Consider the following 25,998-nt stretch of genomic DNA (forward strand, 5'->3'; position numbering starts at 1 on the left):
AACCCGGAAGCTAAGCCCTTCAGCGCCGATGGTACTGCACTCGACAGGGTGTGGGAGAGTAGGACACCGCCGAACACCCGTTAACCGAAAGGGGACCCAACATATTGGGTCCCCTTTCGTGCGTTGTATGAGAGGAATGACTGTGTCGGAGAATGGCGACGAGCGTCGGTCCTTCCGTGGGGGAGGAGCGCCTCGATCAGGTGGCCCCCGTCGTGACAACGACGGGCGTGGATCACGCGGCGCTGCAGGCGGAGACCGCCGCGGTGGTGCCGGAGACAACAACCGTGGCGGTGCTGGAAACAGTAACCGTGGCGGCGGATTCAACGGCGGACAGCGTCGCGGCGGCGAGGGTGGGTTCACCCCTCGTGGACGCGACGGCGACCGCAACCGTCAGCAAGCACGACCTGACGAACCGGATTTGCCCGACAACGTAGAGCCCACCGAGTTGGACCCGGCCGTGCGTCGAGATCTGCTCAGCCTCGACAAGGACAACGCCAACACAGTTGCGCGTCACCTCGTCATGGCAGGCAAGCTTGTCGACGAAGACCCGGAACTTGCACTGCTCCACGCGCGCGCTGCTCGTCAGCGCGCCGGCCGAATTGCGGTCGTTCGTGAAGCTGCTGGAATCACCGCGTACCACGCCGGTGAATGGGCTGAAGCTCTCTCCGAGCTTCGCGCTGCCCGTCGAATGGCTGGTGGACCGGGTCTGATCGCTGTCATGGCCGACTGCGAACGCGGTTTGGGTCGACCCGAACGCGCAATCGAGCTCGGTCGTAGCGACGAGGCTGCCCTGCTTTCCGGCGACGAGGCTTCGGAGTTGAGGATCGTGGTCGCCGGCGCCCGCATGGATCTCGGTCAGTTCGATCAGGCAGTTGTCACACTGCAGACCAAGGATCTTGACGCAGCGCGTACCGGTGAAGCGGCGGCTCGGCTTTTCTATGCGTACGCTGATGCCCTCGTTGCAGCAGGTCGTGTCGAAGACGGATTGAAGTGGTTCCTCAATGCTGCAGCTGCAGACCTCGAGGGTGACACGGATGCTGAAGAACGGGTGGCCGAGTTGACCGGAGAAGATCAGTGACCGTGCTTCGTACTCAGTACGACGTACTTTTGCTCGATCTCGACGGCACGCTGTACGCCGGAGCTCATGCGATTCCCGGTACCCAGGCCGCGTTGGGTCAGGGTACGCAGGCTCTGTACTACGTGACCAACAATGCGAGTCGCTCGCCTTCGGCAGTGTCCGCGCATCTGACCGAACTCGGTTTCGATTCCGAAGACGATCGCGTGGTCACCAGTTCTCAGACGGCGGTGCGCCTGTTGGCTGAGCGTCTCGAACCCGGTGCCGCTGTACTCGTCGTCGGTACCGATGCATTGGCCGACGAGGTGACGCGCGTCGGTTTGCTTCCGGTGCGCGAATTCGCGGATTCCCCGGTTGCAGTCGTCCAAGGACATTCGACGGAGACCAACTGGTCGATCCTCGCCGAGGCATGCTTGGCGATCAGGGCCGGGGCGCTGTGGGTGGCTGCGAACCTGGACACCACACTGCCGTCGGAACGGGGTTTGGTGCTCGGCAACGGCTCGATGGTGGCGGCTCTGCGCGCCGCCACGAGGCAGGAACCCTTGGTGGCAGGCAAGCCTGCTGCACCGCTGATGGAGGATGCGCTTGCACGCAGTGGGTGCTCGCGTCCACTGGTCGTCGGTGATCGCTTGGACACTGATATCGAAGGCGCACATGCTGTTTCGATCGACTCGTTGTTGGTGCTCACCGGTGTGAGCACGCCGGGTGACGTGTTGCGGGCTCCGATTGAGCAGCGCCCCACCTACATTGCAGCAACTTTGGATTCGCTCAATCAGCCGGCCGTCGAGTCACTGGTCGGCGCGGAATCCAAGTGGTCCGTCGCGGTGAACGAGTCGGCACTGGTCGTCGAGGGCCCGGTTGTCGGGGACGAAATGTCACTTCTACGTGCGGTTGCGCCTGTCGCATGGGCTAATCCGTCGTTCCAGACGCTGGAAGCGTCGGATGCCGGCGTGGCGGATCTGTTTGCTTCCTGGCTGGTCTGATTTCTCGCATATGTGTTCGACTCGCGGGGGTGCGGGTGTATGCGCAACCGAGAGTCATGCACTAACGTTGTGCCCGATGAGCACGCCGACACCGCACCCCGGAAACTCGAGCAACGGATCACCGCTGCCCGGGTCACGCCCTACCGTCGATCCGGAACGAATACGTTCTGACGTCGACGGTTTGCTGGCACGCCTCGGCGGCATCGAACACGATCCGAACGATCATCACGGAGCAGGTGTGATTCCGCAGAAGGCACATATTTTGGAACAGGCACATGAGGTGCTCGTCCAGGCACTCGCCTCTGTGGACAGGGCTTGACGTGGCACGTAGAGCACGGGTGGACGCCGAATTGGTCCGTCGCGGTCTGGCACGATCGAGAGATCATGCGCAAGAACTGATCTCCGCGGGCCGAGTTCTCATTTCCGGAGCCGTTGCGACCAAGCCCGCGACGGCGATCGAAGCCGGAACGCCGCTTCGGGTCGTCGAGGTGGAGCAGGAAGTCTCGTGGGCGTCGCGCGGTGCTCACAAACTGATCGGTGCCCTTGACGCCTTCGGTACCGAAGGATTGACGGTCGAAGGTCGCCGTTGCCTCGACGCCGGCGCTTCCACCGGCGGGTTCACGGACGTTCTGCTGACACGCGGTGCGAAGGAAGTTGTCGCCGTCGACGTCGGTTACGGCCAATTGGTGTGGCGCCTGCAGTCCGACGACCGAGTGCATGTCATCGACCGAACCAATGTTCGCGCTATCGATGCCGAGACGATCGGCGGAACTGTCGATCTCGTTGTCGCGGACCTGTCGTTCATCTCTCTCAAACTGGTACTCGGGGCGTTTGTCGCCTGTACCGCTGACGGCGCGGACCTGGTTCCGATGGTCAAGCCTCAGTTCGAGGTGGGCAAGGACCGCGTCGGTGCCGGTGGCGTCGTACGAGATCCGGAACTGCGAATCTCCGCTGTGCTCGACGTGTCGGAGGCTGCTGCAAAGGTAGGTCTGCGGACGTTAGGTGTCGTGGCCAGCCCATTGCCCGGTCCGTCGGGAAATGTCGAGTATTTCCTGTGGCTTCGAAAGACGGGTACATCCGGCGATGAAGAGACGGTTACCGACACCGAGACGAACACCGAGGGAGTTCCTACGGTGGAGGACATGATTCGCAAGGCTGTAGAGGAAGGGCCCCAGTGAACGCGGTCACGAACGGCGAGTCGCGCGAGATCCTTCTTGTCGCGCACCCTGGTCGACGTGACATCACGGAAACTGCCAAGCGGGTCGGGAAGATCTTCGAGCGCGCGGGAATCGGACTGCGAGTCCTCGTCGACGAAGCAGACAGCTCGCGCATCGAAGCAATGACGGAACCCGAGGGTTTCTCTGCGCCGGGTCTCGACGTCACGGTTGTTCATCCCGGCCCTGACGCTGCCGTTGGATGCGAGTTGGTACTTGTTCTCGGTGGCGACGGCACGTTTCTGCGCGCCGCCGAACTCGCTCAAGAAGCGTCCATTCCGGTACTGGGCATCAACCTCGGACGGATCGGATTTCTGGCAGAGACCGAGGCCGAGCATCTCGACGAGGCTCTCGCACAGGTAGTTCGCAAGGAATATCGCGTCGAGTCCCGTATGACACTCGACGTCGTGATTCGGGTGGACGACGAGATCATCGACCGCGGGTGGGCGCTCAACGAGGCCAGTATCGAGAACCGTTCGCGTCTGGGAGTTCTCGAAGTTGTCCTCGAAGTCGATGGCAGACCGGTGTCCGCGTTCGGTTGCGACGGTGTTCTCGTGTCAACTCCCACAGGCTCGACCGCTTATGCATTTTCCGCAGGCGGCCCCGTCGTGTGGCCCGAACTCGAAGCATTGCTCGTCGTACCCAGCAACGCGCATGCGCTGTTCGCGCGGCCGTTGGTCACCAGCCCGAATTCGATCATCGCGGTGGAGACCGTCGCCGGTAGCCACGACGGCCTGGTCTTCTGCGACGGCCGTCGTACCTTGGAACTGCCTGCCGGCGCTCGCGTCGAGATCGTTCGCGGCGCCACTCCCGTCAAGTGGGTCCGGTTGGACTCTGCGCCTTTCGCTGATCGGATGGTTCGCAAGTTCGAGCTTCCGGTTACCGGATGGCGAGGAAGGAAGCCTTAATCGTGCTCGCAGAGATCCGTATCGACAGTCTTGGTGTGATCTCCGAGGCCAGCGCCCAGTTTCACGAGGGCCTGACCGTCCTGACCGGTGAAACCGGCGCAGGTAAAACGATGGTCGTCACCAGCTTGCACCTCCTCAGCGGAGCGCGAGCGGATGCCGGTCGAGTGCGGTTGGGCGCGTCGCGAGCCGTTGTCGAAGGACGATTCATCGCCGACGACGTCTCACCGGCCACCGAGCGTGAGATCGTCCGAATCCTGGAATCGTCCGGCGCCGAGCGCGACGAGGACGGGACCATCATCGCCGTCCGGACAGTCGGCAGCGATGGGCGGTCACGGGCTCATCTCGGCGGACGAAGCGTGCCGGCGGGAGTTCTCTCCGAATTCACGGACCCACTTCTGACTGTCCACGGACAGAACGATCAGCTGCGATTGCTTCGTCCCGACCAGCAACGCAACGCGCTGGACCGCTTCGGGGACAAGGCAATCGGAACGCTACTGACGAGGTACCGCAAACACCGTCGTGAATGGCTCGATGCTCGTTCGGAGTTGATCGAGCGCACGTCGAAGGCTCGTGAACTGGCACAAGAAGCAGATCAGTTGACCTTCGCGCTCAACGAAATCGACGGCGTGGCACCCGAGCCCGGCGAGGACACGGCGATCGTTGCCGAAGTTCGTCGACTCAGTGAACTCGATTCGCTCCGCTCCGCTGCCGAAGGGGCGCACGCTGCGCTCGCCGGTAGTGACGACATGGCAAGCGGCGACGTCGGTGTCATGCCGGCGCTAGACCTGATGTCCGAAGCGAGGGCGCGCATCGAGTCGGTCACCGACGCCGATCTGGACGGCCTCGGTTCCCGGTTGGCCGACGCTATTGCCGTCGTCACCGACGTTGCCGGTGACCTGAACACCTACCTGTCCGGGCTGCCCGCAGACCCGGGCGCTCTGGACTCTTTGTTGTCGCGGCAATCGGAACTGAAGACTCTGACTCGCAAGTACGCCGCCGATGTCGACGGTGTTCTCGAATGGGCAGATACTGCTCGCGCTCGTCTATCCAAACTCGACGTGTCCTCGGATGCGTTGTCACTGTTGGCCAAGCAGGTCGAGGAGACGGCTGGCCTGACCGCGGAAGCCGCTACCAAGCTGAGCGCCGCGCGAGTCAAGGCGGCGGCAAAGCTCGCCAAAGCCGTCAGCGCGGAACTCGCCGGTCTGGCGATGGGACGTGCGGGCCTCGAGGTGACTGTGCGTTCGCAGCCTGCCGGCCCGCAGGACTCGGCGCCGCTCAGTGTCGGGGGAGTAGACCTGCATGCCGGGTCTGCCGGCGTCGACGAGGTGGAATTTCGCCTGTCCGCGCACAGTGGGGCGCCCTCACTTCCGATCAGTAAGAGCGCTTCCGGTGGTGAGCTGTCACGCGTCATGCTGGCGCTCGAGGTTGTTCTCGCTGGTAGCGACACCGGTGCGACGATGGTTTTCGACGAGGTGGACGCGGGGGTCGGTGGCCGCGCTGCTGTCGAGATCGGCCGCCGATTGGCGAAACTTGCTCGTACGCATCAGGTTATCGTTGTCACCCACCTTCCGCAGGTTGCTGCGTTTGCCGACACCCACCTCGTGGTGGACAAGGTCGACGACAAAGGCGGAGTGGTGAGCAGTGGCGTGCGGACCTTGTCGGATTCGGATCGGGTGGTCGAATTGGCCCGTATGTTGGCAGGGCTGGACGACACCGAAACCGGTCGTGCGCACGCCGAAGAACTGCTCGAGATCGCGAATGCGGCCCGCGTCACAGATTGAAGGTTCTGTGGTGTTGGTGTGACTGATGTGGTAGTTGTCGGCGCGCCTCCACCGGTCAACGCGGTTTCAGGTTCATCATCGAAGCCATGAAGATGCCCGGATTGCTCTCACGTAACACCGAATCCTTGCCTGGGATCAGTGGCATCGCCAGGGCCGATCGGAACACGGCGAAGCTTCTGCGCCGTGTCGGTCCTGGAGACATCGTGATCCTCGACGAAGTCGACATCGATCGCCGGACCGCCGATGCTCTGGTGAAAGCCGGAGTCATGGCCGTGGTCAACGCGTCGCCGTCGATTTCGGGGCGGTACCCCAACCTCGGACCGGAAGTGATCGTCGCCAACGACATCGTTCTGATCGATGCCGTCGACGGTGATGTCTTCAAGAACATCAAGGACGGCAGCAAGATCCGCCTGCACGAGGGCGAGATCTTCAACGGCGAGAAGAGCCTCGTCAAGGGTGAAGAGCAGACCGAGGCCGAAATCTCCGACCGGATGATCGAGGCCAAGACCGGCCTGGTCGATCACTTGGAAGCGTTCTCGGGTAACACCATCGAGTTCATCCGCACCGAAAGCCCGTTGCTCATCGACGGAATCGGTGTTCCGGACATCGATATCGACTTGAAGGACCGCCATGTCGTGGTCGTCTCCGATGGCCCCGAACGCGAGACCGATCTGAAGAACCTCAAGCCCTTCATCAAGGAGTATTCGCCGATCTTGATCGGTGTCGGCGCAGGTGCGGACGTGTTGAGCAAGGCCGGATACCGCCCCGATCTGATCGTGGGCGACCCGGAGGAAATCACCAGTTCCACGCTCAAGTCCGGCGCGGAAGTTGTTCTGCCTGCAGACCAGGACGGTCATGCGGCGGGGCTTTCCCGAATCCAGGATCTCGGTATCGGGGCGATGACGTTCCCGGCGACCTGCTCACCGACCGACCTTGCCCTGCTGCTTGCCGATCACCACGGAGCTTCACTGATCGTGACGGTCGGCAACGTGGTGTCCTTGGACGAGTTCTTCGACCGTGGGCGTCGTGAAAGCAATCCGTCGGCGTTCATGACACGGCTCAAGGTTGGACCGAAACTGGTCGACGCCAAGGCTGTGGCAACGCTGTATCGAAGTCGAGTGTCCGGCGGCGCGATCGCGCTCCTGGTGCTCGCCGCCCTGGTGGCAGTGATCGTCGCCCTGGTCGTGTCCAATGCCGGTAGTGAAGTTCTCGACTGGGCAATCGCAACGTGGAACAGCTTCGCGCTGTGGGTTCAGGGGCTCTTCAAGTGATTTCGATGCGTCAACATGCAATTTCCATAGCGGCAATCTTTCTGGCACTCGCGATCGGCGTGGTGCTCGGTTCCGGAATGCTGTCGAGTGGATTGCTGTCCGGTCTGCGTGACGACAAGGCGGACCTGCAGAACGAGATCGAAGACCTCAATCAACAGTCCAATCAGCTTCAGCAGCAACTCAATTCCGCGGACGGCTTCGATGCCGCTGTCGGCGGTCGCGTCGTGCGTGACAGTCTCGCTGGTCGCACCGTCGTCGTCATCACGGCACCGGACGCGGATCCCAGTGATCTCGACGGTGTCAACCGACTCGTCACTGCCGCCGGCGGTGCCGTGACCGGACGCGTCTCGCTCACCGATTCGTTTGTCGACGCCACCGGTGGTGACCGCTTGCGGACCGTCGTCACCAATGTCATCCCTGCGGGGATCACCCTCAAGACCGGTGCGGTCGATCAGGGCAGTCTCGCAGGTGATCTGCTCGGTTCGGTTCTGCTTCTCAACGGGCAGAACAGCGAACCGCAGAGCACTCCGGACGAGATGAATCTCGCGCTCGACTCGCTGCGTAGCGCCGGTTTCATCAGCTACGACGACGGAGCGGTCAAGCCGGCTCAGCTCGCCGTGGTTCTCACCGGCGACAACAAGAGTGAATCCGACGCAGCCACGGGTAACCGCGGCGCCGTCATCGCCCGGTTTGCCGGTGCTCTCGACGGACGCGGCGCAGGAACGATTCTCGCGGGCCGGCCTGGCTCGGCCGAGGGCAGTGGTCCGGTTGCCGTCGCACGTGCGGACGCGGCGCTTTCAGCGGGCTTGACGACCATCGACAACATCGATCGGGAGTCGGGCAAGATCACGACGCCGTTGGCACTTCAGGAACAGTTGAACGGCGGCGCCGGCCGCTACGGCACGGGACCGGGAGCGGCGGCGGTTACCGTCGGCGCACCCACCAACTGAACACCCCGGTATTGATACGCCGGTCACATCGGGGGCGGAAAGTCGGCGCGTTGTAGGCACCGACCCCCGATAGGTGTTACCGTGAAATCCCGTGGGTCGGCAGGCCCCAGCATGCTTCATCAGACCAAGCCCTGCACAGTCGTCACGGGAGCCCCTTTGCCACAGTCACGCACTAACACGCGTACCGCCACCAAGCACATCTTCGTCAGCGGAGGTGTAGCTTCCTCGCTCGGCAAAGGTTTGACCGCCTCGAGCCTGGGACAGTTGTTGACCGCGCGGGGAATGCGCGTGACCATGCAGAAGCTCGATCCCTATCTCAATGTGGATCCGGGCACCATGAACCCCTTCCAGCACGGCGAGGTCTTCGTCACCGAAGACGGTGCCGAGACCGACCTCGACGTCGGGCACTACGAGCGGTTCCTCGACCGTGACCTATCCGGTCAGGCGAACGTCACCACCGGCCAGGTGTACTCGACGGTCATCGCCAAGGAACGTCGTGGCGAGTACCTCGGTGACACCGTTCAGGTCATCCCGCACATCACCGACGAGATCAAGCGTCGCATCCTCGAGATGAGCGGCCCGGATCTGCAGGGACACCGCCCGGATGTCGTGATCACCGAAATCGGTGGAACCGTCGGCGACATCGAATCGCAGCCCTTCCTCGAAGCCGCTCGCCAGGTCCGCCACGACGTCGGCCGCGACAACGTCTTCTTCCTGCACGTCTCCCTCGTGCCGTACCTCGGCCCCTCCGGAGAACTCAAGACCAAGCCCACGCAGCACTCGGTTGCGTCGTTGCGCAGCATCGGCATTCAGCCCGACGCGCTGATCCTTCGTTGCGATCGTGACGTTCCGCAGGGCCTCAAGAACAAGATCGCGCTGATGTGCGACGTGGACGTCGACGCCTGCATCTCGACGCCCGACGCTCCCTCGATCTACGACATCCCGAAGGTTCTGCACCGTGAGGGCCTCGACGCCTACGTCGTTCGCCAGCTCGGTCTCCCGTTCCGCGACGTCGACTGGACCGTGTGGGGCAACCTCCTCGATCGTGTTCACCAGCCGCGTGAGACCGTGCGCGTCGCGTTGGTCGGCAAGTACGTCGACCTGCCCGACGCATACCTCTCCGTCACCGAGGCGCTGCGCGCCGGTGGATTTGCCAACCGGTCGAAGGTCGAGATCTCCTGGGTTCCGTCGGACGCCTGTGAGACCGAAGCCGGAGCGCAGGCCGCTCTCGGTGACGTCGACGGTGTTCTGATCCCGGGCGGCTTCGGCATCCGCGGCATCGAGGGCAAGCTCGGCGCGATCCGTTTCGCACGTTCACGCAAGCTGCCGCTGCTGGGTCTGTGCCTGGGTCTGCAGTGCGTCGTCATCGAAGCTGCTCGCAGCGTCGGCCTCGACGATGCCAACTCGGCCGAGTTCGAGCCGGACACCAAGCACCCGGTCATCTCCACGATGGCTGATCAGGAAGACGTCATCGCCGGTGACGCCGACCTCGGTGGCACAATGCGTCTGGGTGCTTACCCGGCCGTGCTGACCAAGGGTTCCGTCGTCGCTCAGGCCTACGGAACCGAGGACGTCTCCGAGCGTCACCGTCACCGCTACGAGGTCAACAACACGTACCGCGACCGGATTGCCAAGTCCGGCTTGCAGTTCAGCGGAACCTCGCCGGACGGTCACCTGGTCGAGTTCGTCGAGTACCCGCGTGAGCAGCATCCGTTCTTCGTTGCCACCCAGGCACACCCGGAGCTCAAGAGCCGCCCGACGCGCCCGCACCCGCTGTTCGCCGCCTTCGTCGAAGCAGCGTTGACGTACAAGCTCGAAGAGCGCCTGCCCGTCGACGTCCACGGTGACGAGAAGATCGACACCGCTGCCACCGAGACAGCGCTCGACGCTGCAGTCGAGAACGTGGAAAAGGTCTAGCCACAGATGAGCGATCCCGGTCGGCACGAATTCGACACCCTCGGCTCCAAGACGGTCTACACCGGCGCGATCATCGCGTTGCGCGTCGACACCGTTGCGATGCCTGGTGGTCAGCGTGCCGATCGGGAAGTCGTCGAACACCACGGCGCCGTTGCCGTCGTGGCACTGGACGAGCACGACAACCTGGTGCTGATTCACCAGTACCGTCACCCGCTCGCGCACCGGTTGTGGGAAATCCCTGCCGGTCTGCTCGACGCTGCGGGGGAGAGCCCGGTCGAGGCGGCGGCGCGTGAGCTGGGCGAAGAAACCGGACTCGGCGCCGATCGATGGTCGGTGCTGGTCGATGTAGCTCTCTCACCCGGGTTCACGGACGAGGCGGTTCGCGTCTTCCTCGCCGAGGGGCTGCACGAGGTGGAGCGCGACGATCCCGAACACGAAGAAGCCGATCTCGAGATTTCGCGAGTTCCGCTCGCCGACGCCGTCGACATGGCGCTGCGCGGTGACATCGTCAATGCCACCGCGGTATCGGGCATTCTCGCGATCGCTACCGCACGCTCGACGGGAAAGCCGCTACGCCCCGCCGACGCACCGTGGCCCGATCGTCCTCGCGCATTCGGAGAACGCAAGTCGCGAGCCTGAAGTGCTTGCCCGACAGGTGGACTCGTATCTCGACCATCTAGCGGTCGAGCGAGGATCTGCGCGCAACACTCTGCTTTCGTATCGCCGCGACCTGAATCGGTACGCGGAGTATTTGAACGGGCGCGGCATCGACGACGTTGCGGGCGTGACGGAGAACGACGTCACCGAATTCGTGACTCATCTGCGCCTGGGTGACAAAGATGCCGGAGTCGTACCGTTGGCGGCCAGTTCGGCAGCGAGGACCCTGATCGCGGTCCGCGGATTCCACAAGTTTTCCGCCGCCGAGGGCCTGGTCGGTGTCGATGTGGCTCGAACGGTCAAGCCGCCGACGCCCGGACGCAAGCTGCCCAAGGCTCTGCCGCTCGACGACGTGATCGCCCTACTCGACGCTTCGGGTGGCGGTGCGGCCGGTGACGGGCCCCGCGACCTGAGGGATCGCGCTCTGCTCGAGCTTCTGTACTCGACCGGAGCACGCATCACCGAGGCGATCGATCTGGACGTCGACGACATCGACACCGAAACCCGTTCCGTGCTGCTCAAGGGCAAGGGCGGCAAGCAGCGGATCGTCCCCGTCGGCAGGCCGGCGATCGCCGCCGTCGACGCGTATCTCGTCCGCGGGCGCCCCAGCCTCGCGACGCGTGGTGTTCCTGCCCTCTTTCTCAACGCTCGCGGGGGACGCCTCTCGCGTCAGAGTGCATGGCAGATTCTTCAGGACGCGGCCGCGTCGGCCGGGATCAAGGCGGACGTCTCACCCCATACGCTCAGGCACTCGTTTGCCACACACCTGCTCGACGGCGGCGCGGACGTACGTGTCGTGCAGGAACTTCTCGGTCACGCTTCGGTAACCACGACGCAGATCTACACACTGGTCACCGTCACAGCGCTGCGCGAAGTGTGGGCTCAGGCACACCCACGCGCCCGTTAGGCGTTGGTTGGCTCATGCGTGTCTGCGAGACCATTCGGTGATGTAAGCGGTAGCGTTCAAGGAGCGCGAGCGGCCTCCACCGCAGTTTCGGGGGTTTGCCGGCGCCGAGAGCAACCGCCGAAAGAGTAGGGGAGCATCGGACCGTGTCGACATCGCAGCCACCAGCGGCGGAGTCCGCGCCGCCGCATGTCAATGCCCAACTCTTCGAGCGCGTGAACGAATCAGCACCAGCTGTACCCTCCGAACCAGAGGCGATGTTCGAAATAGATACGACGCCAGTAGCCTCTCCACCTGCGGAAACCCCTGCTGTTTCCACGGAAGAACTCGGTCCGACGGGCCGGCCGGTCCGCGAGGTACCCCAACCGACACCGTTGGCGCACCACGGACCCGCGATGATCATCGCGATGTGCAACCAGAAGGGCGGCGTCGGCAAGACGACGTCGACCATCAACCTGGGCGCGTCGTTGGCCGAATACGGTCGCCGAGTGCTCTTGGTGGATCTCGATCCCCAAGGAGCGTTGTCTGCTGGTCTGGGCGTTCAGCATCACGACCTGGAACTGACCGTCCATAATCTCCTGGTCGAACCGCGTGTGTCCATCGACGACGTGTTGATGCGCACTCGGGTGGACGGTCTGGACCTGCTCCCCAGCAACATCGACCTTTCGGCCGCCGAGATTCAATTGGTCACCGAGGTCGGGCGTGAGCAGACTTTGGGGCGCGTGCTGCACCCGGTTCTCGATCGGTACGACTACGTGCTCATCGACTGCCAGCCGTCGCTTGGCCTGCTCACGGTGAATGCGCTGGCGTGCGCCGATTCGGTCATCATTCCGATGGAATGCGAGTACTTCAGCCTGCGCGGCCTGGCACTTCTCAACGACACCGTCGAAAAGGTGCACGACCGTCTCAATCCGAAGCTCGAGTTGGCCGGCATCGTCGTCACGATGTTCGACGCCCGGACCCTGCACGCTCGTGAGGTGATGGCGCGAGTGGTCGAGGTGTTCGGCGACGTCGTCTACGACACGGTGATCAACCGCACCGTTCGATTCCCCGAAACCAGCGTTGCCGGTGAGCCGATCACGACGTGGGCGCCGAAATCGGCTGGCGCCGAGGCATATCGAGCCTTGGCCCGCGAGGTCATTCACCGGTCTGGTCGTTAGTGGAACTGATTGCATCGCAAGAAGGTCCGGTCGAAGTCGAGCCGGATTCGATCGATCCGAACGTGCCGACCGACGCTCAGACCGCAGCCAAGGCTGCCGGTTTCCGAGTCACTCTCCGGAACTTCGAAGGCCCGTTCGATCTGCTGTTGAACCTGATCAATCAACGGCAGCTCGACGTCACCGAAGTCGCCCTTCACACCGTCACGGACGATTTCATCGCGTACACCAAGGAACTCGGCAGTGCGATGGGCCTTGATCAGACGACGGAATTCCTGGTCGTCGCAGCTACGCTTCTGGATCTGAAAGCGGCCAGGTTGTTGCCCGCCGGGCAGGTCGAGGACGCGGAGGATCTGGCGCTTCTCGAAGCACGTGATCTTCTCTTCGCGAGACTGCTGCAGTACCGGGCGTACAAACAGGTTGCGGCGCTGTTCGGTGAGTTGGAGGAAGCAGCGCTGCGGCGCTATCCGCGCTCGGTTGCCGTCGAGGATCAGTTCACCGAACTCCTGCCCGAGGTGTTGTTGGGCGTCGACCCTCAGCGTTTTGCGGAGATCGCGGCGACGGTGTTCACACCGCGTCCGGTGCCGACAGTGGGCCTCGATCACCTCCATGTGTCCAATATCTCGATACCCGAACAAGCGGAGCGAATTCTCGAGTTGCTGCGCGAGCGAGGCATCGGGGAGTGGACACCCTTCGGGGACCTCGTCGCCGAGTGCGAAATCACCGTCGAGATAGTGGCAAGGTTTCTCGCATTGCTCGAGCTGTATCGCCGGCAGGTCATCGTGTTCGAGCAACCCGAGGCTCTCGGACCGCTGATGGTGAGTTGGACCGGAGACGACCCGGCCGCGCCGGTCACAGAGGAGGACTACGGATGAATGCCGAGCCGACGGAATCAGAGTCTTCGCAGCTAGACGAGATTATCGAGCCTGCCGACCCCGCCTCGGAGCCCGAAGAGTCTGCACCCGATTTCGACCTCGACGACGATCAACTCGACGCAGTGCTGGAGTCGCTTCTGCTTGTCGTGGATTCGCCGGCGGAAGTGAACCAACTCGCATCTGTCACCGGAACCGCGCCGGAGCGCGTCGAAGAACGCCTGACGTCGATGTCGGCCGCATTGACCGCTCGCGGCAGCGGAATGGACCTTCGCTACGCGGGCGACGGATGGCGTCTGTACACGCGACAAGAGTTTGCCCCGTACGTGGAAAAGCTGCTATTGGACGGCGCACGCACCAAATTGACCAGGGCGGCATTGGAAACTTTGGCCGTAGTCGCATACCGTCAACCGTTGACTCGTGCGCGGATCAGTGCGGTACGAGGCGTCAACGTGGACGGGGTGGTACGCACCCTCCTTGCCCGCGGACTGATCGCGGAAGCCGGGCCTGACCCGGACACCAACGCGACACGGTACTCCACGACCGAACTGTTCCTCGAACGGCTCGGGCTGGCCTCGCTCAGCGAGCTCCCGGAGTTGGCCCCGCTCTTGCCTGATGTCGATCTCATCGACGACATCAGCGAAAGCCTGGAATCCGATCCGCGATTTGCGAGAATGAACAAGGCAGACGTGCCCGCTGACGTAGTGGACACCGAAGTCGACGACTGACCGGAATTCCGGCCGTCGTCAGCACCGAGAAAGACCCGACCACGCTCGGGAAACAGTAGAAAACTGACAGGAAAAAAGTGAACAATCCCGCTCGCCGTGATGGCACACCGGACCGTAACAACTCCCGCGACAACCGCGGCGCACGCAGCGATGCCCCCCGTGGTGGTCGCAGCGACGCCCCCCGCGGCGCACGTAGCGAAGCGCCCCGTGGTGGACGCAGCAACACTTCCCGCAGTACCTCCGGATACGACCGCAACGCCGGATCCGACCGTCCCCGCACGGACGACCGTCGCGGTGGATTCAATGATGACCGTCGCCCGCCGCGCAGCGATGACCGTCGCCCGCCGCGCAGCGACGACCGTCGCCCCGCACGTACGGACGACCGTCGTGGTGGCTACAACGACGATCGTCGCGGACCGCGCACTGACGACCGCCGCGGACCCCGCAGCGATGACCGCCGTACCCCCCACGTAGACGCCCGTCGGGCACCGCGCGGTGGCGCCGACCGTCGTAGTGACGATCAGCGCGGCGCACGCCCCGACGCTCCTCGCGGCGGCGCATGGTCGAACGCACCTCGTGGATCCAAGTTCGACGGACCTCCGCGCAAGCGCCCGGCAGCTCCCACACCGCCGGCGACCAACAAGCGTGGCAAGCCGAAGACCGAGAAGCCGCAGCGCGTCGTCTCTCAGAACCCGTTGGTGTCCAACGCCAAGCCGGCACGTCATCAGCACGCCGAGATCACCAAGCACGACGGCCCGCCGAAGGGCGACGGCGTCCGCTTGCAGAAGGTACTGGCTCAGGCCGGCGTCGCATCACGCCGTGCAGCTGAAGAACTGATCGACCAGGGTCGCGTCGAGGTCGACGGCCGCATCGTGGTCGAGCAGGGTCTGCGTGTCGACCCCGAGAACGCAGTGGTTCGTGTCGACGGCGTCCGCGTCGTCGTGCAGAAGGACCTCGTCTACCTCGCGATGAACAAGCCGCGTGGCTGGCAGTGCACCATGTCCGACGATCTCGGTCGTCCGTGCGTCGGTGACATCGTCTCCGAGCGCGTTCAATCGGGTCAGCGGCTCTTCCACGTCGGCCGTCTCGACGCCGACACCGAAGGCTTGCTCCTCTTCACCAACGACGGCGACTTGGCTCACCGCCTGATGCACCCGTCGTTCGAGGTTCCGAAGACGTACCTCGCCACGGTTCACGGCGTTGTCGAGCGCAGTACCGGCAAGCAGCTGCGTGACGGTGTCACTCTCGATGACGGTCCGGCAAAGGTGGACGCGTTCACCGTGCTCGAGATCAACGAGGGCAAGACGCTCGTCAAGCTCGTACTGCACGAGGGCCGTAAGCACATCGTGCGTCGCCTCCTCGATGCCGTCGGTCACCCCGTTGTCCGTCTGGTTCGCACCAACGTCGGAGTTGTCGCTCTCGGCGATCAGCGTCCGGGAACGCAGCGCGTCCTCGGACGTAGCGAGGTCGGTGGACTGTACGAGGCGGTCGGCCTGTGACCGATTCGTCCATGCCGCTGGTAGTCGCTATGGACGGACCGTCCGGAACCGGCAAGTCCAGCGTCTCTCGCGCGTTGGCGCAGCGTTTGGGTGCTCGCTACCTCGACACCGGAGCCATTTACCGGATCGCGACCCTGCACGTGCTTCGTCAGGGAATCGATCTGGCTGATTCCGCCGCGATCACCGCTGCCGTTGCGGCATTGCCGTGGTCCATCGGTACCGATCCAAGCAGCGAACAGGTGCATCTCGACGGCGCGGACGTCAGCGAGGAGATCCGCGGCGACGCGGTCACCAAGGCTGTCTCCGCGGTCTCGGCTGTGCCCGAGGTTCGCGACCTGCTGGTCGCCACTCAGCGTGAGTTGGCGGCCGGTGCGGAGCGGATCGTCGTGGAAGGTCGCGACATCGGAACCGTCGTACTCCCCGATGCAGACGTCAAGATCTTCTTGACCGCATCGGCGGAAACCCGTGCAGCACGGCGCAATACGCAGAACGTCGGCCAAGGCCGTGAAGACAATTACGAAGCGGTGCTGGCTGATGTGCAGCGCCGTGACCATCTCGATTCGACTCGGGCAGTGTCGCCGTTGCGCCCTGCCGAGGATTCCATCCTGGTGGATACGAGCGAATTGGGAATTGAAGATGTGATCGCCAAGTTGCTGTTGGTGGTCAGCGACAGAACTGGAGCAGTGCAGTGAGCGACGATCTGGTAACCGAATATGCCGGTGACGGAACTTGGTCCGAGGAATCGGAGTGGGATTACGCCGATCTCGAAGCGGACGGCGAAGGCGAAGCGCACATTGCCGTCCCGACCTTGGCTGTTGTCGGTCGACCGAACGTCGGCAAGTCGACGCTCGTCAACCGCATCATCGGCCGTCGTGAAGCGGTAGTCGAGGACATCCCCGGCGTCACTCGTGACCGCGTCTCGTACGAGGCGAACTGGGCCGGACGGCGCTTCCTCGTCCAGGACACCGGCGGATGGGAACCCGACGCAAAGGGTCTTCAGCAGGCCGTTGCCCGCCAGGCCGAATTGGCCATGGGAACGGCTGACGCCATTCTCCTGGTCGTCGACGCCGTTGTCGGCGCTACGACGACGGACGAAGCTGTCGCTCGAGTGCTTCGCCGCTCGAAGACTCCGGTCATCCTCGTTGCCAACAAGGTGGACGACGGACGCACCGAGTCCGAGGTTGCAGCGCTGTGGTCCTTGGGTCTTGGTCAGCCGTACTCCGTGAGTGCGACGCACGGGCGCGGCACCGGCGACCTGCTCGACGAGGTTCTGGAGAAGCTTCCGGAAACCCCGCGTGAAGGTATCCCCGGCGGCGGTCCGCGTCGTGTTGCTCTCGTCGGAAAGCCGAACGTCGGCAAGTCCAGCTTGCTCAACAAGCTGTCCGGTGATGAGCGGTCCGTCGTGCACAACGTTGCCGGCACCACCGTCGACCCGGTCGACTCCATCGTCGAACTCGGCGGGCGCCCTTGGCGTTTCGTCGACACGGCTGGTCTGCGCAAGCGTGTCAGCCATGCCAGCGGCGCGGAGTTCTATGCGTCGCTGCGTACGAAGAGTGCGATCGAGGCCGCTGAGGTCGCGATCCTGCTCATCGACGCACACGAGCCGATCACCGAGCAGGACCTCCGTGTTCTGAGCATGGTGGCCGACACGGGTCGTGCATTGGTGATCGCATTCAACAAGTGGGACCTCGTGGACGAGGACCGTCGACTCATGCTGGACAAGGAAGTGGACCGCGATCTGGTCCGCGTTCCGTGGGCTCAGCGAGTCAACATCTCCGCCCACACCGGTCGCGCCGTGGCGAAGCTCGTGCCTGCGCTCGACACGGCTCTGGAGTCCTGGGACAAGCGAATCCCCACGGGTCGCCTGAACACCTGGCTCAAGGAAGTTGTGGCAGCAACACCGCCGCCAATGCGTGGTGGTCGCCTGCCTCGCATCATGTTCGCGACTCAGGCAAGCACCCGCCCGCCGACATTCGTTCTCTTCACCACGGGCTTCCTCGAGGCCGGCTACCGCCGCTTCATCGAGCGGCGTCTGCGTGAAGAGTTCAACTTCGACGGCAGCCCGATCCGCGTATCCGTACGAGTGCGCGAGAAGCGTGACCGTAAGGGCCGCTGATTCTGCGTCCAGATCGGTACCGAAAAGGCTCTGACCAGCCGATTGGTACTTCGGCCCGTCCCTGATGTAATCTTTCCAAGCGCCCGAAACAAGGGCGTGGGACGGGCTGTGGCGCAGCTTGGTAGCGCACTTGACTGGGGGTCAAGTGGTCGCAGGTTCAAATCCTGTCAGCCCGACCGAAGTTAGATCAAAAAGGCAGTTTCTCAGAAATGAGAAACTGCCTTTTTTGTATGTGCCTCACAGGTTCGGCAACGGATCTCGTGGGAAGTCCTGCGGTGACGTGAGCTCCGCGTCGGCAGCATTCACGACTGCAACATATTCTTCGTCGATCTCGTACGTAATGCCCGCCGCAGTGAAGTGCGGTGTGGATGCAGTATCGACCGGGCCGAGAACGGTCATTCTCGGAAACCGTGTAAGGACCGTCCGCGGCACTTTTCTGGACCGAAAGCTCGTGGAGAACACGGTGATCGCCTTTCGGCTCACCACGACAAACACACTCGGTTTCGCGCTCATCAGAACGTCTGCTGGAAATACGTACCGGATCTCGTCATCTGGATCCAAGTAAGACCGAAGGCGCTCGCGAACATCCGCAGAAACCGGCATGCGCGGAAGGCTAGCTCAGTTTCGCTGACTGAGGCGAATATTGTGGACGGCAACGGTTGCTCCGAAGAGCGCGATCAGAATGGCGGTAAAGATTGCTGCCAACCACCACGGCGCCGAACCTGCTGTATTCAGCCAGATGGCCAGTGCACCGAATATTGTAGTCGGAATGCCGACAGCACGAGACAGGTCGACGTTCCTCGGATTGACCGGCGGTGTTCTCCACCAATGAAGGCGATGTCCTCGATTCTCACGCAGCATTCGCAGGAAGGACCAGACAGTAAGCGGCAGACCAATCGCGAGGATGACCATCCCGCCAATGATCGCCAAAGTGGACCCGTCTCGGAAGTACGTCACGGCAGCGCCCACAATACCTGCAAAACCGATGGCCGTGAATACTTTCCACGCCGGGGTTATGGACTGGCCATGCGGTTGTGTTGCCATGCAAGCACCCTTCCACAAAACATGCTCGAAAACTTCAAGCCTGTTGCGGCCGTCGATTGTGCATCAGGGTGACAGTCAAACTCGGCAGGCCGTTAACTATTCCGAGTACAGCGACTGCGATACCCGCACTCAAAAGAGGTGCTGTCTCCCAATAGTTGCCAACGACGCGGAATGTCCCGATCAGGCTCAAAACCCAACCTGCGAGTTGCGCACGCCGAACATGGTGTGCCGCTCGCGATGAGGACGGTCCCACCGCGAGAGGTATTCTCCACCCGTAGTTTCCGTGAGCTGCGAGGCGAGCGCCGTAGACATGGGCAGCAGTAGCAAGAATCAGTGCGCCCAATGCGATCAACGTCGTTGGTCCCTTCTTCGATTACCGTCGACGTTATCGCTCCTTCGTGCATTTTGGGTTGCAACCGATTTCTGCGCCGGCGCACAATTTTCCCTACTGGCATGATCTCTTCGTATGACGGGGATTCGGATCGCGTGGGTTGTACTAGCGGTTGCCACCGGGATCCTAGGATCCGCGACGGCACAGTGGCCGCTGTACGAGATCACCGATTGCGAAATAGGTCTAGGCCCGCTCAGTTCTGCTGATTGCTACCGCTCGATTCATGACTATTTCGGGCGGGAGCTCTTCTTGGTGCTGGCGTTGCCGGTGGCTCTGTGCGTCATTCCAGCCGTGATTCCGCGACCATTAGTTTCCTGGATCGTCTCGGCGACAATGCTCTGCGCTGCAGTAGTGGGTTTCTTTACCGCTTTCAGCTCGGATATGCCTTCTCTGCTCTCGATGGTGGGGAGCCTCCCGGCGGCAGTGCTGGCATTGGTACTTGCTGCGGTGCATCAGGGGATCGCATTGCGCAACAAGGGCGGGCTTCGGTGCAGGCTAGGCGCGGAGTGACGCAATAGGTCGGAACTCGGGATTCAACGTCCGCGGGCCAGGAATTTTGCGTTGCTCGAGCGAGTTCTTTGATATTGGAAGGTGTTGGCGAAGACATGTGGCCGCGCCTCCATCTCCCGTGAAGCTCGAGCGCTACCACCCGTCGCCACTCAACTCCGCATTGGTAGATCTATGCGCGGTGGGGTTCAGTCGGCGGAGGTGCCCTTCAAGTGCAATTGATTCTGACACGAGGCTGTGGTGCTGAGTCCACATGCGCAATACGTTGTTAGGTAGAGTGGCGCGAAATTGTTGCTTGTTTCGCTGCGGCGAATTCCGCTTCGTCGAGTATTCCCTGATGGTGGAGGTTTGCGAGGTTTTGGAGCTCTCCCGCTAGACCTATTGGCGGTGCGGTGGTGATCGAACTCGGAGTGTGCTGCACATTGATCGTAGGACGCTTGTAGTCGATGATCTTCTTCTGTAGGTCGGTTAGGCGCGGAAGGGCTATTCTGTGTTGCGCTTTGGGGAGGGGGAGGCAGTTTGAAAGAGTGAATGGACTGGCACCGGCCTTGTTTGGGCCCGCGCCAGCAGACCTCCAGTAGTCGTGGTTCGAAGTTCCCTGATAGCTCGGCGTCAGTACTTCGAGAACGCCAGTCATCATCCCGCTGTTGTATTCGATGTTGGTGATGTCGGAGTATGGGAAGGACGTAACTCGACCACCACCCATCGACCCCGTCATAAAGCCGGCCATACCACCGACTTTCGCGACGATGAGACGGTCTTCGAACGCAGCAAGGAATCCAGCGGAACCAGCGTTGATTACGAACCAGGGCAATTCGTCTGGGGTTGTGTGTTCGTCGATGGTTCGCCACGCGACATCCTTGAGCGGTGCTCCAATGATTTCCACTTCGGATCGGCCGACGTCACGTGCGCGCGCAGATTCGGTTGTGGCCATGCTTCGCGTTATGAGGATCTCACGCATTCCGGGAGGAAAACCCGCCGATGCGAGATGATGGACATAGTGACAGACGAAGTCGACGTCCGCGTCATTGATTGCGCCAAACTGAAGCGTTTGCTGTCCGAGATCTGTGACGTGAAGGTGTTTGCCGGTCATCTTCTTGACGATTTCGAAGCGGGCGATGTTGTCTGCCTCCACGGACACTCGAGGTCCGGCTGTGGCGACATCGATGCTGCTGAAAGCCATGACGCGGGCATTCGTAATTGCCAACCCCTCCAGCGTAGGCCTGACTTGATTCGTCTTGGCCAAGGCCCAAATCTCTTCGCCTGGAAAGAGTTGTCCTCGAATGCTTGTCGCCCACTTCTCGGCAACTTTTTCCTTCAGCTTGGGGGCGTGTTGGGGTGCCAAAGTATGTTCCTTCGTCAAGGGCTGAATGCCGTTGAGTGGCTGATGCTTCAGTTGAGTACTTTATCGCCGCAACGGTCGGTATTGTTTCTCGCTCAGAAACCACTCAGGCTAAAGCCGTCGATCTCCGAACTCGGACTGCGACGCTTTGAAGTACTTTGGACGTGCACTCGCGGATGTTGGTCAACTGTCGGTGAGCGGTGATGAACGCGTGTTTCGAATGCGGCGCAGTGTGATCAATTTATGATCGGTCGCTTATCAAGTCAATGCTTGGTCGCTTCGAGTGTCGCCTCGTAGTACATGCGTCATGACAGACCAAAGCACTTCCAACTCCGAGTCTGTGGGATGCTGGGTGACACGAACGAAGCGCAGCAGATTTCCGAATCGGACTTCCCAGAAGTCTAACCACTTCGGAATCGCGCTCGGCGACCCAGTTGTCACCACAGCTCAGGTACACCTCACGCTTCGTTTGCTCCCGTTCGCCCCTTGTGCTCGCCGGAAAGTAATGGGTGCGCTCCGCGGGCTGCGCGCGACCACCGTCGACAACTTCGTCCTCGTCTTTGGAGTTGTGGCAGCGAAGGATCAGGTAGTGAATGACCGGCGTGACGTGTCGTTCGAGTGCGAACATCCACTAGCGCATGCCTCGTTGCGGCCTTTTCAGTCGGGGCTGAAGAAAAGTTCCATCGAGATCCAGAACCACGCCACCATTGCAGCGACCGGAAGGAACGCAAACACCAATGGCAACGCGAATTGCCGGCCGGTGCGGCTGGGAATAGTCATAAGTCCGAGCAAGACGAACACGGCGGCAGGCGCCGCCCAACTTATCCAGTAGGTGAGCGGTGGTGGGTTAGGGCCGAACGACGTGAACGAACGGTTCGGATACAGCTGCGGCTGGGGGACATCCGCGAAGTGTTGCCACAGGAGTACCAATGGCAGGTAGCCGAACAGCCCCAGTAGGAGGCCGACGACGAGTCCCGCGAAGATTCGTTCGCCCCTCATCTCGACGCACCCGTCCGAATCAATCGTCCCACTGCCTATGCGACTTCTGGTAAGTCACGAGGCTGAATCCGTAGAGCCCACGCCCGGGCCGCAACGAACGTCATGGCCAATACGAGAACCACCAGCAGTACGACCGCGATCCAGGTGGGAGCGGCGGTGGAAAAGCCCAGCCTCCACGCAGTACCGACACCTACAGTCGTCGCCGCCAATGCCCCGACCGGAAGTATCGCCGCCACCGCCTGCGCCGTGCGCGTAGTAAGTCGATCCCCGGCAGCGCGAAGAACTCCGAACACGGCGGCGACCGCCAGGGCGTAGGCCAGGAAACCGCTGACGGCATAAACCAGGAGCGGGGACCATCCGATGTCAACCGACCTGGTGAATGCCATGCTGATCAAGACCAACAGGGGCGTCAACCCCAGCGTGACTCCCACGAGCCCTGCCACCACAGTTCGAAGCATTCGATTGTCCTGACCTCCGGAGATTCGCACACCCGCGAGGTGGAGTACGAGCCCGGTCAGCGCGCCCAGACCGGCGCCGGTCACCGCAGCCTCGATGGGCCAGGTCCATTGCGATTCACCCGCGAAGCCCGAGATTGTCGTGCCACCCGAAAAGAGGGTGATCGTGGCCGACGCCTGTGACGATCCTCGTGTCAGCGCCGCCGTGACGATGGCAACGGTCGCTCCGAACAAAGCAAACCCGAGTGCCTGTTTCCACATCAAGCCATCTTGACCCATCCTGCGCGAGGATTCGGCACAACGGCAGTCTCATTCGGATGACGACCCGCTGCGTAGGTTCGGGGCTCAGTCGAATTCCGGTGAACGGGCTGGTGGTAATGCCCTCGTCGTATTACCACCAGCCACGTTCGACACTCACCGCTTGCTGTCACGCACGTAATCGGCGACGCGCTGCCAGAGCTGCCGGGAATCCGAGATCTGCATCGATCACTTCACCGGAGAGACGTTCCGAGATTTCGAGGAGTCGACTGCATCCGGTTTCACCGATCGCTTCGTACGGGTACGACCCCAGCACATCAGTCTGATGCTCAACCCTCTGCCGGCGATCACGACCCACCTCGTTCAGGTGAAGCTCGGGACCGTCTTCGAGCCATCCACGCGCCCGCACACTGGCGACGCCTTCCGCCCACTGATCGTTGTCCCATGCCCGGCTCATTTGCAGAGCAGCAGCAGGAACATCACCGGTTGCGGCGTGGACTACCAACGCTTCGACACCGTTGAGTCCTTCGGTGTGAAGAAGTGCGACATGAGAATCTCCGCGAAACTCCCGGAGCAAGGATTGGGCATGCCACAACACGAGATGAGGCTCATCAGGCCACGGCAATGATGCGTGCCCACCGAACAGGGGGCGCCCTTGTGGTCTGTTGCAGGCGCGTTCCGCGGCTCGACGTGCGAGTTCGGCAGCTTCGCGAACTTCGCTGCCGTCGACATGTTCTCCCCAGGCCTTGCGCAGCGAACGGTCGACAGCGTCGAGTCGAGCGGTGAGGATCTGTTCGGGGGTGGCGATTGTCCAGGCTTCCGGCAGCACCGCGTGTACCAGTGCTGGGTTGAAGTTGAAGAACGTAGCGATGGTGACTTCAGCCGCTACTGCGCCCATGGGCGCAGACCGCGAAGCGAAGTAACCCATTCGAGGGTGTGTAAAGCCCAGTGCGGCATATGCTTCCGCGCCGAAAGGGGTGAAGTAGATCATGCCGTGTATCGGTTCGGCTCCACGGAAGACGCGGCGCGCGGTTTCTGGTGCGATCGAGGTCATCGATATTCCTTCATGCTGGTGGTGTGGTCTTCGAACAGTCGAGTCGGATGGTTGTTCTACGCCCGCTATCTCCCTCTGACATACATGCGGTCCCGGACGGCATCACCCACTCGGTAGACGGCCAGGACGACCAATGAAATCAGAATGCCGGAGGGGAGAATCTGTTGTGGTGCACTCAAGATGTGCAGGTACGCATCGGATAAGTCACCGCCCCAACTCGGAGTGGGGGGCTGTATTCCCAACCCAAGGAATGAGAGTGCCGCCTGCGCGAGAAAAGTCAGGCCGGTGAGCACGGTCACCTGAACGACAACCGGCCCGATTGCGTGCGGAAGAAGATGACGCAGGAGCACTACGTGCGGAGGGCATCCTGAGAGTCGCGCGCTCAGAACGAAGTCTCGGTTCCTCGTTTCGCTGACCCCGGCAGCCAGAATTCTTGCAATTGTGGGTGCATAGACGACTCCGAGCGCGGACATCGACGTGATCAGGCTCGGCCCCAGAACTCCGGTAATAGCCACTGCGAGAACCAAACCTGGGAATGCCAGCAATGCGTCCGCCACCCGGAGGAGTGACGCGCCGATCCAGCGTGGCCAATATCCGGCGATCAACCCCCACGGAATTCCCAACAGCAGACTGACGGCGACAGCGATCGCGACGCCGAAGAAGGCGGAGCGTCCTCCCCAGATCAATCGACTGAGCACGTCACGACCGAAGCCGTCAGTGCCAAGCAGGTGCTGTGCACTCGGACCGGCGAACGTGTTGGTCAGGTTCTGATCGGTCGGACTGTGCGGAGCCACGAACGAGGCCAAGACGGACGCCGCTATCAGCGTTCCGAGAAAGCAGTAGCTGAGCCATAATCCGGGGTGCAGTCGAGGGAGAGCCCACTTGGAGCGGGTCTCGCCTGCGGTGGTCAGCGCGAGTTGGCTCACGAGATCGTTCCCTTCCTTAATTGTGGGCTGATCATGTTGTTGACGACGTCGACCAGGATGTTCACGAGAAGCACGATCACGACGAACAGCAACACAATGCCTTGAAGCATCGGATAATCTCGCGTGTCGATCGCAATGACGAGAGCGCTCCCGAGGCCCGGCAGCACGAAGATCTGCTCGAGAATGACCGTCGCACCCAGCATCGCCACGGCGAGCAATCCATAGACAGTGACAATCGTGGGAACGATGTTTCGTAGCGCGTAGCGCCACACGATCTTCCGCTCGTCGATACCCATCGCACGCGCAGTTCGTACGTAGTCACTTGACAGTGTCTCGATCATCGCAGCCCTGGTCTGCCGAACCGCAATCGATGCTGCGCCGGCAGCGAGCGCCGTTGCTGGTAGGACCAAATGGCTCAGGTTGTCGATCACACTGTTCTCGAGAGGAACCCAGCCGAGCACCGGTAGAACTCCCAAACCGAGGGCGAAGACATCGACCAGCACGATAGCGAGGAAGAAGTCCGGTACCGCGAGTCCGATCCCCGAAACCGTGCGAGTCAGACCATCGCTGCGTCGTCCCTGCCGCGTCGCGGTCCACACACCGAGCGGTATGGCGACGACGGCGGACAGTAACAGTGCGAGTACAACGAGCTCGGCGCTCGCCGGCAGGCGCGCAAGGATCTGTGGGCCGACGGGGGCGCTGTTCTGTAGCGACGTTCCCAGATCTCCGTGCAGAGCCGACACCACCCAGTTCCAGTACTGGACCAGCAGAGGTTGATTCAATCCGAGGCGCTCGTTGAGTGCCGCGATCGCTTCATCGCTGCCGTTCGGACCGAGAAGTGCCTCGGCTGGTCCACCGGGGATTATCCGGATAAGGGCAAAGGTTATGAAACTAGCGATAATCGCGGTAGGAATTATCTGTGCGAACCGGACGCCGATCATCCGTATGTAAGGATTCACCGGCGATCGGTGAGGGTTTCGGGTCGGAACG

Annotated in this window: 26 protein-coding genes and 1 tRNA gene; 19 read left to right on the top strand and 8 right to left on the bottom strand. The window is 62.2% G+C overall.

Annotated elements, in window-relative coordinates; translation table 11 throughout:
• Positions 1–136 precede the first annotated feature (136 nt).
• The 18 genes from EEB12_RS00005 to EEB12_RS00090 all read left to right on the top strand — a co-directional run bounded on the left by EEB12_RS00005 (position 137) and on the right by EEB12_RS00090 (position 18,208).
• Complete coding sequence (locus EEB12_RS00005) at positions 137–1,078, top strand: hypothetical protein (RefSeq protein ID WP_073513327.1); 942 nt, start codon at positions 137–139, stop codon at positions 1,076–1,078.
• Positions 1,075–2,058 carry an HAD-IIA family hydrolase gene (locus EEB12_RS00010; protein WP_141487233.1) on the top strand — a complete coding sequence of 328 codons (984 nt, stop codon included), beginning with the start codon at positions 1,075–1,077 and terminating at the stop codon, positions 2,056–2,058. The genes EEB12_RS00005 and EEB12_RS00010 overlap by 4 nt, the downstream gene beginning before the upstream one ends.
• Before the next feature lie 76 nt (positions 2,059–2,134).
• A complete protein-coding gene (locus EEB12_RS00015; RefSeq protein ID WP_019748595.1) occupies positions 2,135–2,377 on the top strand; it encodes a hypothetical protein in 243 nt (80 codons plus the stop codon).
• A 1-nt stretch (position 2,378) separates the two neighbouring features.
• Positions 2,379–3,236, top strand: a complete 858-nt coding sequence (locus EEB12_RS00020) for a TlyA family RNA methyltransferase (RefSeq protein WP_060939850.1) — start codon at positions 2,379–2,381, stop codon at positions 3,234–3,236.
• Positions 3,233–4,180 (top strand): NAD kinase, encoded by a 948-nt coding sequence (locus EEB12_RS00025; RefSeq protein ID WP_019748593.1) that lies wholly within the window; start codon positions 3,233–3,235, stop codon positions 4,178–4,180. Before EEB12_RS00020 ends, EEB12_RS00025 begins: the two co-directional genes overlap by 4 nt.
• Before the next feature lie 2 nt (positions 4,181–4,182).
• Positions 4,183–5,961 (top strand): DNA repair protein RecN, encoded by a 1,779-nt coding sequence (gene recN, locus EEB12_RS00030; RefSeq protein WP_064444633.1) that lies wholly within the window; start codon positions 4,183–4,185, stop codon positions 5,959–5,961.
• 86 nt (positions 5,962–6,047) lie between these two features.
• Positions 6,048–7,232, top strand: coding sequence for a putative cytokinetic ring protein SteA (gene steA / locus EEB12_RS00035; RefSeq protein WP_020969713.1), 1,185 nt, complete (start codon positions 6,048–6,050; stop codon positions 7,230–7,232).
• The gene (locus EEB12_RS00040) at positions 7,229–8,182 is read left to right on the top strand and encodes a copper transporter (RefSeq protein WP_019748590.1); all 954 of its coding nucleotides are present in this window, start codon (positions 7,229–7,231) and stop codon (positions 8,180–8,182) included. Before steA ends, EEB12_RS00040 begins: the two co-directional genes overlap by 4 nt.
• A gap of 156 nt (positions 8,183–8,338) precedes the next feature.
• Complete coding sequence (locus EEB12_RS00045) at positions 8,339–10,099, top strand: CTP synthase (RefSeq protein ID WP_003946139.1); 1,761 nt, start codon at positions 8,339–8,341, stop codon at positions 10,097–10,099.
• Between the two features lie 6 nt (positions 10,100–10,105).
• Complete coding sequence (locus tag EEB12_RS00050; protein ID WP_141487234.1) at positions 10,106–10,738, top strand: NUDIX domain-containing protein; 633 nt, start codon at positions 10,106–10,108, stop codon at positions 10,736–10,738.
• 1 nt (position 10,739) lies between these two features.
• A complete protein-coding gene (gene xerD / locus EEB12_RS00055; RefSeq protein WP_019748588.1) occupies positions 10,740–11,663 on the top strand; it encodes a site-specific tyrosine recombinase XerD in 924 nt (307 codons plus the stop codon).
• A gap of 143 nt (positions 11,664–11,806) precedes the next feature.
• Entirely contained in the window at positions 11,807–12,820 is a 1,014-nt protein-coding gene (locus tag EEB12_RS00060) for a ParA family protein (RefSeq protein ID WP_020969711.1), read from the top strand.
• A gap of 50 nt (positions 12,821–12,870) precedes the next feature.
• Positions 12,871–13,692: a segregation and condensation protein A gene (locus EEB12_RS00065; protein WP_046379919.1), complete on the top strand. Its 822-nt coding sequence runs from the start codon at positions 12,871–12,873 to the stop codon at positions 13,690–13,692.
• Positions 13,689–14,417: an SMC-Scp complex subunit ScpB gene (gene scpB / locus EEB12_RS00070; RefSeq protein WP_141487236.1), complete on the top strand. Its 729-nt coding sequence runs from the start codon at positions 13,689–13,691 to the stop codon at positions 14,415–14,417. Before EEB12_RS00065 ends, scpB begins: the two co-directional genes overlap by 4 nt.
• 77 nt (positions 14,418–14,494) lie before the next feature.
• A complete protein-coding gene (locus EEB12_RS31110; RefSeq protein ID WP_019748584.1) occupies positions 14,495–15,916 on the top strand; it encodes a pseudouridine synthase in 1,422 nt (473 codons plus the stop codon).
• 11 nt (positions 15,917–15,927) lie between these two features.
• Positions 15,928–16,608: a (d)CMP kinase gene (gene cmk / locus EEB12_RS00080; RefSeq protein WP_029255443.1), complete on the top strand. Its 681-nt coding sequence runs from the start codon at positions 15,928–15,930 to the stop codon at positions 16,606–16,608.
• A complete protein-coding gene (gene der, locus EEB12_RS00085) occupies positions 16,605–18,032 on the top strand; it encodes a ribosome biogenesis GTPase Der (RefSeq protein WP_019748583.1) in 1,428 nt (475 codons plus the stop codon). Before cmk ends, der begins: the two co-directional genes overlap by 4 nt.
• Before the next feature lie 102 nt (positions 18,033–18,134).
• Positions 18,135–18,208 (top strand) — tRNA-Pro (locus tag EEB12_RS00090).
• A gap of 61 nt (positions 18,209–18,269) precedes the next feature.
• On the opposite strand, the gene EEB12_RS30670 is transcribed toward EEB12_RS00090, so the two are convergent.
• Together EEB12_RS30670 and EEB12_RS00100 are read right to left on the bottom strand one after the other, a co-directional pair.
• Positions 18,270–18,431, bottom strand: a complete 162-nt coding sequence (locus EEB12_RS30670; protein WP_198586352.1) for a hypothetical protein — start codon at positions 18,429–18,431, stop codon at positions 18,270–18,272.
• Positions 18,432–18,650: 219 nt separating this feature from the next.
• Positions 18,651–19,076: a hypothetical protein gene (locus EEB12_RS00100; RefSeq protein ID WP_141487237.1), complete on the bottom strand. Its 426-nt coding sequence runs from the start codon at positions 19,074–19,076 to the stop codon at positions 18,651–18,653.
• Positions 19,077–19,542: 466 nt separating this feature from the next.
• Between EEB12_RS00100 and EEB12_RS00110 the strand changes: the two genes are divergently transcribed.
• On the top strand, positions 19,543–19,977 hold the full coding sequence (locus EEB12_RS00110) for a hypothetical protein (RefSeq protein ID WP_141487238.1): 435 nt from the start codon (positions 19,543–19,545) through the stop codon (positions 19,975–19,977).
• A gap of 265 nt (positions 19,978–20,242) precedes the next feature.
• Here EEB12_RS00110 and EEB12_RS00115 read toward each other — a convergent pair whose 3' ends face one another.
• The 6 genes from EEB12_RS00115 to EEB12_RS00140 form a co-directional block, all read right to left on the bottom strand.
• Complete coding sequence (locus EEB12_RS00115) at positions 20,243–21,319, bottom strand: SHOCT domain-containing protein (RefSeq protein ID WP_134999320.1); 1,077 nt, start codon at positions 21,317–21,319, stop codon at positions 20,243–20,245.
• A gap of 654 nt (positions 21,320–21,973) precedes the next feature.
• On the bottom strand, positions 21,974–22,315 hold the full coding sequence (locus EEB12_RS00120) for a hypothetical protein (RefSeq protein ID WP_047888127.1): 342 nt from the start codon (positions 22,313–22,315) through the stop codon (positions 21,974–21,976).
• Between the two features lie 35 nt (positions 22,316–22,350).
• Entirely contained in the window at positions 22,351–23,031 is a 681-nt protein-coding gene (locus EEB12_RS00125; RefSeq protein ID WP_141487239.1) for a hypothetical protein, read from the bottom strand.
• Positions 23,032–23,197: 166 nt separating this feature from the next.
• Positions 23,198–24,082: an SCO6745 family protein gene (locus tag EEB12_RS00130; RefSeq protein WP_141487240.1), complete on the bottom strand. Its 885-nt coding sequence runs from the start codon at positions 24,080–24,082 to the stop codon at positions 23,198–23,200.
• A gap of 65 nt (positions 24,083–24,147) precedes the next feature.
• Positions 24,148–25,008: an ABC transporter permease gene (locus EEB12_RS00135; protein WP_020969703.1), complete on the bottom strand. Its 861-nt coding sequence runs from the start codon at positions 25,006–25,008 to the stop codon at positions 24,148–24,150.
• Entirely contained in the window at positions 25,005–25,967 is a 963-nt protein-coding gene (locus EEB12_RS00140) for an ABC transporter permease (RefSeq protein WP_158510646.1), read from the bottom strand. The genes EEB12_RS00135 and EEB12_RS00140 overlap by 4 nt, the downstream gene beginning before the upstream one ends.
• Positions 25,968–25,998: the final 31 nt, after the last annotated feature.

Origin of the sequence: Rhodococcus sp. WS1, from assembly GCF_003797745.1 — a bacterium.
GTDB classification, from domain to species: Bacteria; Actinomycetota; Actinomycetes; order Mycobacteriales; family Mycobacteriaceae; genus Rhodococcus_F; species Rhodococcus_F erythropolis.